At 72.8% G+C, this 15615-nt stretch carries 12 protein-coding genes; 7 read left to right on the top strand and 5 right to left on the bottom strand.

The features are described from left to right. Positions 1 to 327: 327 nt before the first annotated feature. Positions 328 to 1410, bottom strand: coding sequence for a mannose-1-phosphate guanylyltransferase (manB, locus tag ACFF45_RS29115; RefSeq protein ID WP_381349649.1), 1083 nt, complete (start codon positions 1408 to 1410; stop codon positions 328 to 330). Between the two features lie 346 nt (positions 1411 to 1756). Then, complete coding sequence (locus ACFF45_RS29110; RefSeq protein ID WP_381349647.1) at positions 1757 to 3226, bottom strand: peptidoglycan recognition protein family protein; 1470 nt, start codon at positions 3224 to 3226, stop codon at positions 1757 to 1759. Positions 3227 to 3355: 129 nt separating this feature from the next. On the opposite strand from ACFF45_RS29110, the gene ACFF45_RS29105 reads away from it, so the two are divergent. The 4 genes from ACFF45_RS29105 (at position 3356) to ACFF45_RS29090 (ending at position 9669) form a co-directional block, all read left to right on the top strand. Beyond that, positions 3356 to 4111: a TIGR03089 family protein gene (locus ACFF45_RS29105; protein ID WP_381349646.1), complete on the top strand. Its 756-nt coding sequence runs from the start codon at positions 3356 to 3358 to the stop codon at positions 4109 to 4111. A gap of 301 nt (positions 4112 to 4412) precedes the next feature. Then, positions 4413 to 5660, top strand: a complete 1248-nt coding sequence (locus ACFF45_RS29100) for an LCP family protein (protein ID WP_381349645.1) — start codon at positions 4413 to 4415, stop codon at positions 5658 to 5660. Between the two features lie 248 nt (positions 5661 to 5908). Further along, entirely contained in the window at positions 5909 to 7705 is a 1797-nt protein-coding gene (locus tag ACFF45_RS29095) for an LCP family protein (protein WP_381349643.1), read from the top strand. Positions 7706 to 7977: 272 nt separating this feature from the next. Then, entirely contained in the window at positions 7978 to 9669 is a 1692-nt protein-coding gene (locus tag ACFF45_RS29090) for an LCP family protein (protein ID WP_381349641.1), read from the top strand. Positions 9670 to 9712: 43 nt separating this feature from the next. Here ACFF45_RS29090 and ACFF45_RS29085 read toward each other — a convergent pair whose 3' ends face one another. Continuing rightward, positions 9713 to 10747, bottom strand: a complete 1035-nt coding sequence (locus ACFF45_RS29085; protein ID WP_381349640.1) for a glycosyltransferase family 2 protein — start codon at positions 10745 to 10747, stop codon at positions 9713 to 9715. Between the two features lie 138 nt (positions 10748 to 10885). Between ACFF45_RS29085 and ACFF45_RS29080 the strand changes: the two genes are divergently transcribed. Further along, on the top strand, positions 10886 to 12337 hold the full coding sequence (locus ACFF45_RS29080) for an LCP family protein (protein ID WP_381349639.1): 1452 nt from the start codon (positions 10886 to 10888) through the stop codon (positions 12335 to 12337). A 142-nt stretch (positions 12338 to 12479) separates the two neighbouring features. Here the strand turns inward: ACFF45_RS29080 and ACFF45_RS29075 are convergent, their stop codons facing one another. Then, positions 12480 to 13046 carry an acyl-CoA thioesterase gene (locus ACFF45_RS29075; RefSeq protein ID WP_381349637.1) on the bottom strand — a complete coding sequence of 189 codons (567 nt, stop codon included), beginning with the start codon at positions 13044 to 13046 and terminating at the stop codon, positions 12480 to 12482. Positions 13047 to 13165: 119 nt separating this feature from the next. Between ACFF45_RS29075 and ACFF45_RS29070 the strand changes: the two genes are divergently transcribed. After that, positions 13166 to 14464 carry an LCP family protein gene (locus ACFF45_RS29070; RefSeq protein ID WP_381349636.1) on the top strand — a complete coding sequence of 433 codons (1299 nt, stop codon included), beginning with the start codon at positions 13166 to 13168 and terminating at the stop codon, positions 14462 to 14464. Then, complete coding sequence (locus ACFF45_RS29065) at positions 14457 to 15080, top strand: HAD family hydrolase (protein ID WP_381349634.1); 624 nt, start codon at positions 14457 to 14459, stop codon at positions 15078 to 15080. Before ACFF45_RS29070 ends, ACFF45_RS29065 begins: the two co-directional genes overlap by 8 nt. A gap of 25 nt (positions 15081 to 15105) precedes the next feature. Here ACFF45_RS29065 and ACFF45_RS29060 read toward each other — a convergent pair whose 3' ends face one another. Beyond that, positions 15106 to 15456, bottom strand: a complete 351-nt coding sequence (locus tag ACFF45_RS29060) for a four-helix bundle copper-binding protein (protein ID WP_381349632.1) — start codon at positions 15454 to 15456, stop codon at positions 15106 to 15108. Between the last annotated feature and the right edge of the window lie 159 nt (positions 15457 to 15615).

Below are 15615 nucleotides of genomic sequence, written 5' to 3'. Positions count from 1 at the left end.
GCCCACGACGGCAAGGGACAGACCCCCGCGAGGCGACACCCACCCACGACGGCAAGGGACAGACCCCCGCGAGGCGACACCCACCCACGACGGCAAGACGGGGACCCCTGTGGGGCGCTGCCCGCACCCGCGTACGGCGGGAAGGGGACGTGCCGGGGGGTGTCCGCCCGCAGCGGTTGGCGCGTCAACCCGGGTACGTCGGTAAGAAACCGATTCCGCGCCGTTCCGAGGACGGACACCCCCCGGCGCGGCCCCGACCCACCCACCGGCCGGCAGCGCTACAGCCACCACGCACCCCACCCGCGCGGGCCGCCGCAGGCACCCGCCCTACTGATCGGACGAGAACCGCACCGCACCCCCCGGAATCCGGACGTCGCACCACACCCTGGCCCCCTCCCGCAGCTCGTTGTCGGGCCCCACGACCGCACCGTCCCCGATGACCGTCCCGGTGAGCACCGACCGCCGCCCGACCCGCGCCCGCGTACCGATGAGCGAGTCGGTGACGACGGCACCGGGCTCGATGACCGCCCCCGGCAGGATCGTGCTGCCGAACACCCGCGCCCCCTCCGCCACGAACGCCCCCTCACCGACCACCGTGCCGCCGGCCAGCTTCGCGTCCGGCGCCACCGTCGCCGTGGGCAGGACGAGACGGTCACCGCACCGCCCGGGAACCGCCGGAGACGGCGCCCGCCCCAGCACCAGGTCCGCGGAGCCGCGCACGAACGCCGCCGGCGTGCCCAGGTCCAGCCAGTACGTCGAGTCGACCATCCCCTGAAGGTGCGCCCCCGCCGACAGCAGGTCGGGAAAGGTCTCCCGCTCCACCGACACCGGCCGCCCCACCGGAATGGTGTCGATGACCGACCGGCGGAAGACGTACGCCCCCGCGTTGATCTGGTCGGTGACGATCTCCTCCGGCGTCTGCGGCTTCTCAAGGAACGCCGTCACCCGCCCCGTCTCGTCCGTGGGCACCAGCCCGTACGCGCGCGGGTCCGTCACCTGCGTCAGATGCAGGGACACGTCCGCCCCCGTCGTCCGGTGCGTCCGCACCAGCGCGCTGATGTCCAATCCCGTCAGGATGTCCCCGTTGAAGACGAGCACCGGTTCGTCGGGGCCGGAGTGCAGCCGCGACGCCACGTTGCGGATCGCCCCGCCCGTGCCGAGCGGCTCCTCCTCCGTGACGTACTCGATGTGCAGTCCCAGCGACGCCCCGTCCCCGAAGTACGGCTCGAACACCTGGGCGAGATAGGACGTGGCGAGCACGATGTGCTCGACGCCCGCCGCCCTGGCCCGCGCCAACTGGTGGGTGAGGAACGGTACCCCCGCCGCCCTGATCATCGGCTTCGGCGTGTGCACCGTGACGGGGCGCAGCCGGGTGCCCTTGCCGCCGACCAGGAGGATCGCTTCTGTCACCTGTCGTCTCTGCTCTCTGCCGGGACCGGCCGAACTGTCTTTCGGCCGGCCAGTGTATGCAGACCGATGTCCGGCGCCTTCGACGGCGGTACGCCCTCACCGAAAGCCCCCCACTGAACATGTCCGCCCCATGTGTCCGCCAAGTGCGTCCGCCGCACATGTCCGCCGCACACGCCCGCCAAGTGCGTCCGCCGCACACGCCCGCCGGACACGCCCGCCAAGCGCGTCCACCGAACACGCCCGGCGAGCACGCCCGTCAAGCGCGTGCACCGAACACGCCCGCCGAACACGCCCCTCGCACGCCCCCCGCGGCACACCCCGGCAGCGACACGCCCCCTGGCTCTGTCTAGAGCCGCCCCTGGAAGCGTGACGCATGCTCACGGATGGCACCGAGCTTGCCGTACAGGAGCTTGCCTGGGCAGTCCGTCGCGAAACCGTCACGATGGCCGGAGATCACGTTGAGGCGTACGTTCGTCCCCTTTTTGAACAGGTTTCCGCCACCGGACTTCAGGTGGGTGGTGCCCCCCGGATCGGCCCCGAACAGGCCCAGCTTCCAGGCGGCCAACTGCCCGACGGCCTTCACGGTCGCCTCGGGGGGCGAGGTGGTGGTGAACGTGCCGAGGACGGCGATCCCCATGCTGTCGTGGTTGAAGCCGAGGGTGTGAGCTCCCATGACCGCCTTCGCCACGCCCCCGGCGCGCCCCTCGTAGATGTTTCCGCACGTGTCGAGGAGGAAGTTGTAGCCAATGTCCCGCCAGCCCATGCTCTGCACGTGGTAGCGGTAGATACTGCGGATGACGGACGGCGCCTGTGCGCAGGTGTAGTTGTTCCCGGTGGCGGTGTGGTGCACGAAGGCGGCCTTCACCGTCGTGGTGTAGAGGAACCCCTTCTCGCGCAGGTTCTCGTCGGCGCCCCAGCCGTTCCGGGTGACGATGCGCGGGCGTGGGCCGATGTACGGCGTGGCCTTCTGCTCCTCCGTCAGTTCGGGTGCCCGCAGCGCGAACAGCTCGTTCTCGGTGTCGGCCCGGTCCAGCTCCGGGATCTCGGTGGCGCCGAGCGGCGCGAGCGGGACGTTGGCCTCCGAGGAGGCGGTGGTCCCGGCGCTGAGCGGCCCGGTGAGCGGCGGGTCGGCGTCACCAGCGCGCCCGGCACCCCCGGCACCCGCCCGACCACCGTCCTCGACGGGCCCACCGGCCTCGGCGGGACCACCGGCCTCGGCAGGACCACCGGCCCCGTCAGACCCGCCGGCCTCGGCCGCACCGCCGGGGTCGACCAGTTCGAGCCGGAGCCCCTCGGGCAGCGGGGCGGCCGTGCGCGCGGAGCTCTCGGGCCGGACCCGTACCTCCACGCCGTCCGAGTTCCCCACCCACAGCGGTGCCGTGGCGCCGCGGAGGCGGCCGGAGACGTCCTCGGGGGAGCCGGGGTCGGGGGCGTGCTCGGCGTTGTGGGTCTCGACGTCCTGCCAGCCGGACCAGGCGCCGGTGCCGGCCGCGCGGGTGCGGACCTGGACGCTGCCGAGGAGCGCGGTCCGCGGGTCGTCCCAGACGACGCCGACGAGCGAGAACGGCCGGACGTCGCGGCGGGGCAGGCCCTGCGCGGCGGGCGCGCCGGTGGCCCGCTCACCGGCCAGGGGGACCAGCGGGAGTGACTGGGTGCTGCCGGGGACGGCGGGCTGCGTGGAGCGGCCCGCGGCCTGCGCGCCCGCCCGCGCACCCGGCCCGGGTATCGCGTGGGCGGTCGTCGCGGGGAGGGTCAGCGGGAGGGTGAGGGCGGCGGCGCAGGTCACGCCGATGGAGGAAGCAAGGAGTCTACGCATGCTTCCGATCGTGGACATAGCCGTACAAGTCTGTCCATCGGGGAGTTGACGGTCTGTCGGTATCCATTCGCCCGAACCGGTGCCCGCGCCACTCGATGCGCACCCGGCCGCGCGCGTACGCTTGCGCGGGTGAACGCCACCGATCGCACCCCTGCCGACCTGCTGCGTTCCGCGCTCGCCGCGGATCCCGCGCGCCCCTTGGTCACCTTCTACGACGACGCCACCGGAGAACGGGTCGAATTGTCCGTGGCCACCTTCGCCAATTGGGTGGCCAAGACAGCCAACCTGATCCAGGACGGGCTGTCGGCCGAGCCCGGCGACCGCGTCGCGCTGCTGCTGCCCGCGCACTGGCAGACGGCGGTGTGGCTGCTGGCCTGTTCGTCGGTGGGCGTCCTGGCCGACATGGACGGCGACCCGGCGCGGGCGGACTTCGTGGTGGCCGGGCCCGGCCGGTTCGAGGAGGGGCTCGCCTGCCGCGGCGAGCGGTACGCGCTGTCGCTGGCGCCGCTGGGCCGCCGCTTCCCGTCGCCGCCGCAGGGGTACGCCGACTACGCCGTGGACGTGCCGGGCCACGGCGACCGGTTCGCGCCGTACGCGCCGGTGGACCCGGAGGCGCCGGCGCTGATCGTGGCCGGGGCGGAGTACACCGGGGCCGAGGTCGTGGAGCGAGCGGCGGCCGACGCGCCCGGGCTGGATCTGACGGGGCCCGGATCGCGGATCCTGTCGGCCCTGCCGTACGACACCTGGGAAGGCCTGAGCGCCGGCCTGTTCGCCCCGCTCTCGATCGGCGGGTCGGTGGTGCTGTGCCGGAACCTGGACCGGCTGGACGGCGAGTCGCTGGCCCAGCGCATCGAGTCCGAACGCGTCACGGCCACCGCCCGCTAGAACGGACGCCCCCCACGCGCCCCTCCCGAGCCCACCCGACCACCCCTCCGCACACCACCCCTCCCAAGCCGCCCGCCCCCCCACACACCCCTCCCACGTCACCCGACCACGCCCCCACACACACCCGGCCCCCAACGCCCCCGGCTCACCCGATCAGCCCACCCCCACCCGCGCCCCCACCCCATCCGGGTCATGGTCGTAGAAGCAGTAAGGGCAGTAAGAGCAGCACGACACGCTCGGACCGTTCGCCCACGCTCGTACTCCATGAGGGGTGGAACTTGTCGTGAGGGACACCGCAGGCATGCCATCCGGACGCCCGGACGACGAGACGCCGGCGGTGGCCCTCGGACCCGGCTCCGGGTCGTCGGCGACCGGCGACGGGCTCATACGCCGGCGCCGGCGCCGCTGGACACGCGGCGGGACGGCGGGGACCGCGGGGCTGCTGGCGGGCGTGATGGCCGCCGGGTGGGCCGTCTACACGAAGCTGGACGGGAACATCACGCCCGACGAGGCCGCGGCCGCCGAGCTCGCGCGCTACGAGCGGGAGCGGCCCACCGCGCTGGTGCGGGGCGCGCAGAACATCCTGCTGATCGGCTCGGACACCCGGGCCGGGGAGGACAACCGCAAGTACGGGCGGGACGTGGGGACCGAGCGGTCCGACACGACCATCCTGCTGCACCTGTCGGCCGGGCGCCGCAGCGCCACCGCCGTCTCCATCCCCCGCGACCTGATGGTGGACGTGCCCGGCTGCCGGCGCCCGGACGGCAGCCGCACCGAGCCGGTGTTCGCGATGTTCAACTACGCCTTCGAGACGGGCGGTTCGGCCTGCACGATCCGCACCGTCGAGCGGATGACGGACATCCGGATCGACCACCACGCGGTCGTCGACTTCCACGGGTTCACGCGGCTGGTCGACGCCGTCGGCGGGGTGCGGATCTGCGTGGCCGAGCCGATCGTGGACAAGCAGGCCAAACTGCGGCTGCCGGCCGGCCAGGTGACGCTCGACGGCGAGCAGGCCCTCGGCTACGTCCGCGCCCGCAAGTCCCTCGGCAACGGCAGCGACACCGGCCGGATGGAGCGCCAGCAGCGCTTCCTGGCGGCCCTGGTGCGGAAGCTGCGCGGCAACGACATCCTGCTCAACCCCGCGAAGCTGTACCCGGTCCTGGACGCGGCCACGTCGTCCCTCACCACCGACCCGGGGCTGGCGAGTCTGCGCGGCCTGTACGACCTCGTCCGCGGTCTGCGCGACGTTCCCACGGAACGGGTGCAGTTCCTGACGGTGCCGCGGGAGTCGTACGACGGCAATGCCAATCGCGACCAGTTGACGGAGCCGGCGGCCGAGCGGCTCTTCGAGCGGCTGCGCTCCGACACACCCGTGCAGGTCTCCGGAAAATCCGTGCTGGATTTCGCCGAAAGTACGTACGAAAGCCGCGGGAACGCGCGGGGGCGGCCGCCCGGTCACGGGGAGTACGCCGATTCCGTGCTCGCCCCGGCCTCCCCGGCGCCCACGTTCAGCGGCAAGACCGCCGCCGAGGGCGGCTGCCGGTGAGAAGGGCACCGAACGGCGAATTTTCGTCCCGGGAAATGGGCGGGATTGCCCAGTTGTAGGGACGTGGAATGTGTCACCGCCGTCGCTTGACGTCGAACAGGCCGGATAGTGTGAGCGCTTCGGTGCGCTACCGGCCCCCGGCCACGCGGTCCATTTCCGGGGTCGTGCACTGTGTACGAGGTTTGTACGAGACCGAGCGCCTCAAGGGGGAGGGCGCCGCGTGGCCCCGACGGAGGATTCAGGCAACCGTGGACGCGCAAGGCCGTAGGCGGGCGGAGCACATCGATCCCGCCGACCAGTGGGTGCTCAACCCGGACACCGGTGAATACGAACTGCGACTGAGCCCTTCCGCACCGCAGTCGACCGTTCCCGGCCCGCGGCGGGCCGGCTCCCGCGGCTCCGGCGGGGCCTCCCGGGCCCGTAAGCCGGCGTCCGGCCGGGACGCGCGCAAACCGGCTCCCGGCCGGGACGCGCGCAAGCCGACGCCCGGCCGGGAGCCGCAGGACCCGCCCGCCGCCGAGGTCACCGGCCGGGGCCGGCGCCGGGCGGGCGGCGGCGCCGAGGTCCCGCCGGGGCGCCGGGGCCGCCGCCCGGAGAAGAAGTCGAAGGCGAAGAAGGCCGTGCTGTGGACCGGCGGGACCATGGCGTTGGTGCTCGTCGCGGCGGCCGGTGCCGGATACCTCTACATCGAGCACCTCAACGGCAACATCACCTCCGTCGCCGACGACGGCGCCAGCACCGGTGGCTTCCAGAAGGACAAGGCCATCAACATCCTGCTGATCGGCACCGACAAGCGCACCGGCGCGGGCAACGAGTCCTACGGCGACTCGGGCAGCCCCGGCCACGCGGACACCACGATCCTGCTGCACGTCTCCAAGGACCGTTCCAACGCCACCGCGCTGAGTATCCCGCGGGACCTGATCGTGGACGTCCCGGACTGCCCGACCACCCAGGAGGACGGCAGCACCAAGGTGATCCCGGGCTCGCCGGACGCGCGGTTCAACACCAGCCTCGGCCAGGGCGGGCGTACGCCGTCGTGCACCATGCGCACGGTGACCGAGCTGACCGGGATCACCCCGGACAACTTCATGGTCGCCGACTTCAACGCGGTCAAGACGCTGACCACCGCGGTGGGCGGCGTCGAGGTGTGTCTGGCCAAGGACATCGATGACCCGGACTCCAAGCTGGACCTGCCGGCCGGCACGCACACCATCCAGGGCGAGCAGGCGCTGGCGTTCGTGCGCACCCGGCACTCCGTGGGCACCGGCGGCGACCTGAGCCGGATCGGCCTGCAACAGCAGTTCCTCAGCGCGCTGATGCGCAAGCTGAAGTCCAACGACACGCTCACCAACCCGTCGAAGATGGTGAAGCTGGCCGAGGCGGGCACCAAGGCGCTCACCGTCGACTCCCAGCTGGACAGCATCGGCAAGCTCACGGACCTGGGCATGGAGCTGGGCAAGCTCGACACCAAGAACCTGACGTTCACCACCGTGCCGGTCATCGACAACCCGGCCGAGACGGTGAAGGCCACGGTGGTGCCCAACCCGACGACGGCACCCCAGGTCTTCCAGATGATCCAGCAGGACGTCTCCTTCACCGCGGTCAAGCAGCAGCAGGCGAAGGAGCAGGCCGCGGTGGCCGCCCGGCTCAAGGGCAGCCAGGCCGACCCGTCCGAGGTGCGGGTGCGGATCCTGAACGGCGGCGCCCCCGCGGGCAGCGCCCAGGAGACCCTCAACTGGCTGCAGAACGACGAGGGTGTGACGAAGTCCGAGAACGCGGGCAACGCCGACGCCGAGCTGAGCAGGACCACCCTGGAGTACGCGCCCGAGCAGGCGGACCAGGCCCGCAGGCTGGCCGCCATCCTGGGCCTGTCCGGGTCCGCGATGAAGCCCGGCGAGAGCGTGACCAACTCCCAGGGCCAGCCCACGATGACCCTGACGCTGGGCGAGGACTTCAAGGGCGCCGGTGTCTCGCTCACCGCTCCGGCGAAGGCCCCGGAGGGCGTGGAGAAGTCCACGGCCGACAAGGTCGAGTGCGCCAAGTAGTCGGCCGGAGTGTTGAATTGGGGGGTAACCCAACGGGTCCGTCGCGCGTCTGACTAGTGCCGCGGCAGGCGAACGTTCGCCCGTGGCGGAGCGGCGTCCGGTGCGTGCTCCCGGCGGGCCGGCCGGAAGCCCTCGTACGGGACGTACGCGGGCTTACGGCCGGTGCGGCCAGAGTGCGTGCCGGCCGTCGCGACGGGGCGAACGTCGCCTGCCGCGGCACCAGCCGCGGGGCGGACCCGTTGGTCAAGGGGCAGGGGTGGGAGGGCAGGCAGGTGGCGCGAAGCGGTGTGCGCAAGGAGGTGCCGACGGCCGAGGGCACGACGTCCCTCGCCACGCGAGCCGAGGAGGCCGCGGACACGGCGGACGGCCACGCGCGGCCCGGCGGCGGACGGAACGACGGCGGGCGGAGCGGCGGCGACCGGAGCGGGGCGCGCCGCGGCACCGCGCGGCGGCCGCGCAGGCGGCGCGTGCTGCGCTGGTCGGCGACGGTGCTGTCGGTGGTGATACTCGGCACCGCCGGCGCGGGTTACCTGTACTACCAGCACCTCAACGACAACCTTCAGACCGGCCGGCGCAGCAGCGGCGACTCCAAGGCCGAGAAGCCGCAGCCGAACGCGGCCGGGCAGACGCCGCTGAACATCCTGCTGATCGGCTCCGACAGCCGGAACACGGCGCGGAACCTGGAACTGGGCGGCTCCCGGAGCAGCGTCGGCAGCAAGCCGCTCGCGGACGTGCAGATGCTGGTCCACCTCTCGGCGGACCGCGAGAGCGCCTCCGTGGTGAGCGTTCCGCGCGACACCCGGGTCGACATCCCCGCGTGCACGGACCCGGAGACCGGCGAGACCTACCCGGCGACCAACCGGATCATCAACGAGTCGCTCGCCCGGGGTGGCGCCGGCTGCACCCTGGCGGCCTGGGAGAACCTCACCGGGGTCTACATCGACCACTGGATGATGATCGACTTCGCCGGCGTGGTGAGCATGGCCGACGCGGTCGGCGGCGTCGAGGTCTGCGTGCGGCAGAACGTGTGGGACCGCCCGCTGCCCGGCGTGCCCGGCGGCTCCGGGCTGAAGCTGGAGGCCGGCCGGAGCACGGTGCAGGGCAAGCAGGCGTTGCAGTGGCTGCGCACCCGGCACGCCTTCTTCAGCGACGTGGGCCGGGCCACCGCCCAGCACATGTACATGAACTCGATGATCCGCACCCTGAAGCAGCAGAACGCCTTCACCGACACCGGCCGGCTGATGAACCTCGCCGAGACGGCCACCAGGGCGCTGAAGGTCTCCGAGGAGATCGGCACGGTCAATCAGCTGTACGACCTGGCCATGCAGCTGCGGACGGTGCCGACGAACCGCATCACCATGACGACCATGCCGACGGACACCGACCCGCAGAACGCCAACCACCTGGTGCCGGCCGGGGCGGACGCCGAGCAGATCTGGTCGATGGTCCGGGACGACGTGGCCTTCGACAAGAACGGCAAGCCGTCCGCGGAGCGGCCGGGGAGCGCGGACGAGGGCGGGCGCAAGGCGTCCGGCGACCCGGCCGCCGACGACGCCGAGATCGGCGTCCTGGTGCGGAACGCCACCGGCTCCGCCGCCGCGGGCGCGGTCGGCGGGCGGGCGAGCACGCTCGCCACGGCACTGGTGGAGAAGGGCTTCACGCAGGCGGCGGCGGACACGACGGGCGGGCCGTCGACGGAGCGGACCGTGGTGCGCTACCCGAGCGCGGAGCTGGAGGGCGACGCCCGGCGGGTCGCCGAGGCCCTCGGGATACCGTCCGGCTGGGTGCGCAAGTCGACCGACGTCACCGGGGTGACGCTCGTCGTGGGCGACGACTGGCGCAGCGGGACGACGTACCCGCGGCAGTCGGCGCCGCGGGCCGGGGACGTGCCGGAGTCGGCGGGCGCGCTCAACGGGTCGGACCGCGGCTCGTGCATGGACGTGTACGCGCCCTACCGCTGGTGAGCGGCGGCGGGGGCGTCCCGGTGGCACGCCCGCGCCGCGGAGGTCACGCGGCGGCGGAGTCCCGCACGGCCGGGCGGCGGGACGCGATGACCCGCCGCGCCAGGGCCTTGGGGCTGGTCAGGAAGCCGTATCCCCACGACATGTGCATGGTGGCCAGGGCGACGGGGATCCGCAGCCGGGCCTTCGGGGGCAGGCCCCTGCCCGCCGGTACGGAGCCGAGGGCGATCGCCGCGAGGTAGCCGCCGGGGACCACGAACCCCCACGGCGTCAGCGCGGCGCCCACGACCAGCCCGGCCGCGATCGCGCAGACGGCGGCCGGCGGGGCGAGGTAGCGCAGGTTGATGGAGCCGGCGTGGTAGCGGGCGACGACGTGCCGCCAGCGGCCGTAGTCCTTGTACTGCTTGGCCAGCGCCCGCACCGAGGGCCGGGGCCGGTAGGACACCTTCAGCTCGGGCGAGAACCAGATCAGCCCGCCCGCCTCACGGATGCGGAAGTTCAGCTCCCAGTCCTGGGCGCGGATGAACTCCTCGTTGTACCCGCCCTGCTGCTCCAGGGCCTCGCGCCGGAACACCCCGAGGTAGACCGTCTCGGCGGGGCCCGCCTGGCCGCCGGTGTGGAACGCGGCGTTCCCGACGCCGATCTTCGAGGTCATCGCCGCGGCGACGGCGTGCTCCCAGTCGTTCTCGCCCTCGGCGTGCATGATGCCGCCGACGTTCTGCGCGCCGGTCTCCGCGAGCAGCCGGACGGCGGTGGCGATGTAGTCCGGGGAGAGCATGCCGTGGCCGTCGACGCGGACCACGACCGGGTGCCGGGAGGCCTTGATCGCGGCGTTCAGCGCGGCGGGGGTCCGGCCGGTCGGGTTGGGGACCGTGTGCACGCGGGGGTCCTCCGCGACCAGTTCGGCGGCGATCTCGTCCGTGCGGTCCGTGGACGGGCCGAGGGCGATCACGACCTCCATCTCGCCGGCGTACTCCTGGGCGAGGATCGCGTGGACGGCGCCGCGCAGATGCCGCTCCTCGTTGAGGACGGGCATGATCACGGACACGGCGGGGAGCTGCACGTCGGGCTTGGCGTTCATAGGGGGCTCACGTTACCGCGAACGGGGGACAGCCGACCGCCCTGCCCGGGGCGGTGCACCGGGCCGCAGATCGTATGGGCCTACGGTGCTGATGATCCCACGTACGGCCGCAGCGCCCGCTCCAGCGGAGGTTTTCCCATGCCCGCCTCGCCGCCTCGGTCCCCGGTCCGGCCGCAGCCCCGCCGCGCGGTGCGTCCGCCCGTACGGCGGAGGAAGCCGCGCTGGGCCATGCGGGCGGTGACCACGCTGTCCGTGGTGATCCTCGCCTCGGCCGGCATCGGGCACGCGGTGGTCACCGGCCTGGACGCGGGCATCGCGCGGGTCGACCCGTTCAAGGACATGAAGAACCGGCCGCGCGCGGGCCACGGGACGAACGTGCTGCTGGTCGGCACCGACGGCCGGGACAGCGTCTCCGAGGCCGAGCGGCGCCGGTACCGCCTCGGCGGGGCGCCCTGTCACTGCACCGACACGGTCATGATCGTGCACATCTCGGAGGACCGGGAGCGGGCCAGCGTGGTGAGCCTGCCGCGGGACTCCTACGCCGAACTGCCCGCGCACGTCGACCGCACCACCGGCGAGCGGCACCCGGCGCATCCGGTCAAGCTCAACGCCGCGTACGCGGAGGGCGGTCCGCAGCTGACCGTGCGCACGGTCGAGCAGATGACCCGCGTGAAGATCGACCACTATCTGGAGATCGACTTCACCAGCTTCATGCGGACGGTGGACGTGCTCGGCGGCGTCAGGATCTGCACCGCCCGGCCGCTGAAGGACTCGCGCACGGGCCTGGACCTGCCCGCCGGCACCCACCGGCTCGCGGGCGGCCAGGCCCTGCAGTACGTCCGCGCCCGGTACGTCGACGGGGCGTCCGACCTCGGCCGGATGCGGCGCCAGCAGCACTTCCTGGCGGCGCTGGTCGGCCAGTCGACGTCCTCCGGGGTGCTGCTGAACCCGATGCGGTTGCGGGACGTGGCCCGGGCGGTGCTGGGCTCGGTGCGCGCGGACAAGGGGTTCGGCACGGGCGAACTGCTGGACCTGGGCCGGGCGATGCGCAACTTCTCGCCGTCCTCCTCGGAGTTCGCCACCGTGCCGATCGGCCGCATGGGGTACGCCGTGAAGGGCGTCGGCTCGACCCTGAAGTGGGACCCGGTGAGGTCCGGCCGTCTCTTCCAGGCCCTGCGCGACGACCGGCCGCTGGCCGCCGGCCGGCCCCGGGACACCTCGGTGCGGGTGGACGTGGCGCCCCAGCAGATCCGCGTCCAGGTCGAGAACGGCACCCGGACGGCGGGCCTCGGCCGCCGCGCGGACACCGCGCTGGCCGCGGCGGGCTTCCGCACCACCCGGCAGCCGGTGAACGCCGCCACCCGGTCCGTCCGCCGGACGGTCGTCGCCTACGACCCCCGCTGGGACCGTTCCGCGAGGTCCCTCGCGGCCGCCCTGCCCGGCAGCGAGCTGCGGCCGGTCAAGGGGCAGGGGGCGACGCTCAAGGTGATCGTCGGGACGGACTACCGGCAGGTGCGGAAGGTGAAGGCGGCGGACGTCCGGGAGGGCGAGTTCGGGGTGGTGCGGGGCGACGAGGCGAAGTGCTCCTAGCGCGGCAGGCGACGTTCGCCCCGTCGCGACGCCCGGCACGCACTCTCGCCGCACCGGACGCCGCTCCGCCACGGGCAAACATTGCCTGCCGCGGCAGGAGCCGGACCGGACCGGACTCGATGCCCGGGGCGGGGGCGGCCCGTCAGTCCTCGAAGCCCTCCGCCGCGCGCCTGGCCCGCAGCTCCATGATCGCCCGGCGGCGCGCCAGCCGGTGGGTGCGGCGGATCTGGGCCTCCTGGTAGCGGCGCCTGTCCCGCTCGGTCTCCGGGACGACCGGCGGGACCCGGCGGGGCCTGCCGTCGGCGTCGACCGCGGCGAAGACGAGGTAGGCGGAGCCGACCTGGGTGGCCGGGGCGGACTCGTTCCAGCGTTCGGCGAGCACCCGGACGCCGACCTCCATCGAGGTCCGGCCGGTCCAGTTGACCTGCGCCTTGACGTGGACCAGGTCACCGACGCGGACCGGCTCCAGGAAGGCCATCTCGTCCATGGAGGCGGTGACGGCGGGGCCGCCGCTGTGCCGGCCGGCCACCGCGCCCGCCGCGTCGTCGACCAGCTTCATGATCACTCCGCCGTGCACGGTGCCCAGCAGGTTGGTGTCGTTGTGGGTCATGATGTGGCTGAGAGTGGTCCGGGAGGCGGAGATGGGCTTGCCCGGGATGTCCGGAGCTGTTGCGTTCTCCGGCTCCGGGGCGGTGGCCTGGTCTGTCATGGCCCCCACCTTATGCCGAGGTGGCAGGCGCGTGATTTGTGTCAGCTTGGCAACAGCACCGCTGTGATTTTCCGCCGAACCTTGTAAGGCACACATCCGCTGCCTGCACACTGGGGCGCATGAATGACTGGCCCCAGGGATGGTCCGACGACAACCGCGGCACCCGCTACGGACGCGGCAGCGCAGGCGCGCAGCCCGAAAGCGCCCGCGTGATGCGCCAGGTGCGGCGCGGCCCGGCGGCACCGCCCGGCGGCGGCCAGGCGGCACCGCAGCACGGGGTCCCGCAGCAGCCGTCGTACGTCGACGGCCAGGGACACGGCGGATACGACGGGTACGACAGCGGTTACAACACCGGCCAGGTCTACGGCACTCCGGGCGGCCGGGGACCGGGCGCAGGCGGCGACGGCCGCGGCCACGGCGGGCGCGGCCCGCGGCCCGCGCCGGACCTGCGGCGCCGCGTCAAGGTGACCGCGATCACGGTGGCGACCGCGCTGGTCGTCACCGTGGCCGGCACGTACTTCTGGGCCGACTCCAAGCTCAACCGCGAGGTCGACCTGTCGAAGGTGATCGACCGGCCGGAGGCGGGCGAGGGCACCAACTACCTCATCGTCGGCTCCGACAGCCGCGAGGGCATGACCGACGAGCAGAAGAAGGCCCTGCACACCGGCTCCTCCGAGGGCAAGCGCACGGACTCGATGATGATCCTGCACACCGGCGGCGGCGCCCCGACGCTGATCTCGCTGCCGCGCGACTCGGACGTGGAGATCCCGACGTTCGTCGGCTCCGAGTCCGGCAAGACCTACCAGGGCACGGGCCGGCACGTGAAGCTCAACGCGGCGTACGCCGAGGACGGGCCCGAACTGCTGGTGCGCACCGTGGAGTTCAACACCGGCCTGCACATCGACCACTACGTCGAGATCGGTTTCGCCGGTTTCGCCAACATCGTGGACGCGGTCGGCGGCGTCGAGATGGACATCCCCCAGGACATCAAGGACTCCAAGTCCGGCGCGGACCTGAAGAAGGGCAAGCAGGTCCTCAACGGCGAGGAGGCGCTCGCCTTCGTCCGCACCCGGTACGCGCTGGCCGGCTCCGACCTGGACCGCACGAAGAACCAGCAGAAGTTCCTCGCCGCGCTCGCCAACCAGGTGGCCACGCCGGGCACGGTCCTCAACCCCTTCAAGCTGTACCCGACCATGGGCGCCGGCCTCGACTCGCTCATCGTGGACAAGGAGATGGGCCTGTTCGACCTGGCCGACATGTTCTGGGCGATGAAGGGCGTCAGCGGCGGCGACGGCACGTCCATGAACATGCCGCTCGCCGGCTCCTCCGGCGGCAACCTGCTGTGGGACGAGGCCGAGGTGAAGACCCTGGTCGAGCAGTTGAAGAACGACGAGAAGGTCACGGTCTCGGGTGACTGACCACCGGGGCCGGCGGTCCTTCGACGCGGTGCTCTGCGATGTCGACAACGTGATCCGGTTCTACGACCCCTCCGCGGTGACCGCCCTGGAGCGGTCCGCCGGGCTGGCCGAGGGCATCACGCTGAAGGTGGCGTTCGCGCCGGAGACCGATCTGCCGCTGATGCTGGGCCGGATCGGCATGCGGGAATGGGTCGAGGCGATCGTGGCCGGCTTCGCGGGACTCGCGCCGAGGCCGGTCGCGCACGCACTGGCCCAAGCGCTCGCCGAGGCGCCCTTCCACGCCGACGCGGCCGTGGTGTCACTGCTGCGGCGGGCCCGCACCCGGGTGCCGCTGGTCCTGGTCACCAACGCGTCGGTGGCCCTGGAGGCCGACCTGGACGGGCTCGGCCTGTCCGATCTGGCCGACCACGTCGTCAGCAGCGCCCGGGTCGGGCTGGTCAAGCCGGATCCGCGGATCTACCGCATCGCCGCGGACCTGGCGGGCGTACCGCTCGACCGGTGCCTCTTCGTGGACGACACCCTGGACAACGTGCGGGGAGCGGCCGTGCTCGGCATGAACGCCGTCCACTTCCGTGAGGTCGCCGACCTGGAACGGGCCCTGGCGCCGCTGCTCTGAGCGGCGCCGGGGCCCGTCGGCGGGCTCAGGCCATCGCGCGGCACATCTCGGCGCAGCGGCGACAGGACTCGGCGCAGCGCGCCGTCTGCGGGTCGTCCGGCATCGCCGCACACGCCTCGGCGCACATGTCGCACGCCTTGGCGCACATCGCGCACATCTCGGCCGCCATCGGGGAGCGGCGCATCATCATGTCGGCGCACATCCGGGTCATCTCGGAGCAGTCCATCAGCGCCCGCATGATCTGCATCTGGGCCTGGCCGCCCCTCTGCAGGCAGGAGCTCATGGTCTCCTCGCACACGGTGTGGCAGGACATGCACGCCTCGACGCAGTCCTGCATCGCCTTGCTCATCGCGGTCATGGTTCCGGGCTGGGTCATGGCTCCTCCTGGGGGGGTGGAAGGGCGCGTGGTGAACCCACGCCCTTCCGTCGTACGCCTCCCCGCCGCCCGGCGCCATCCGACGGCTCCGACCGGGCGGCTACGGCAGGTTGCGGGCCATGACGATGCGCTGGACCTGGTTGGTGCCCTCGTAGATCT

It is taken from the genome of Streptomyces cinereospinus (genome assembly GCF_042430725.1).
GTDB classification, from domain to species: domain Bacteria; phylum Actinomycetota; class Actinomycetes; order Streptomycetales; family Streptomycetaceae; genus Streptomyces; species Streptomyces cinereospinus.
Note: the sequence above shows the minus strand (reverse complement) of the source record. Positions and strands in the feature narration are given on the sequence as shown.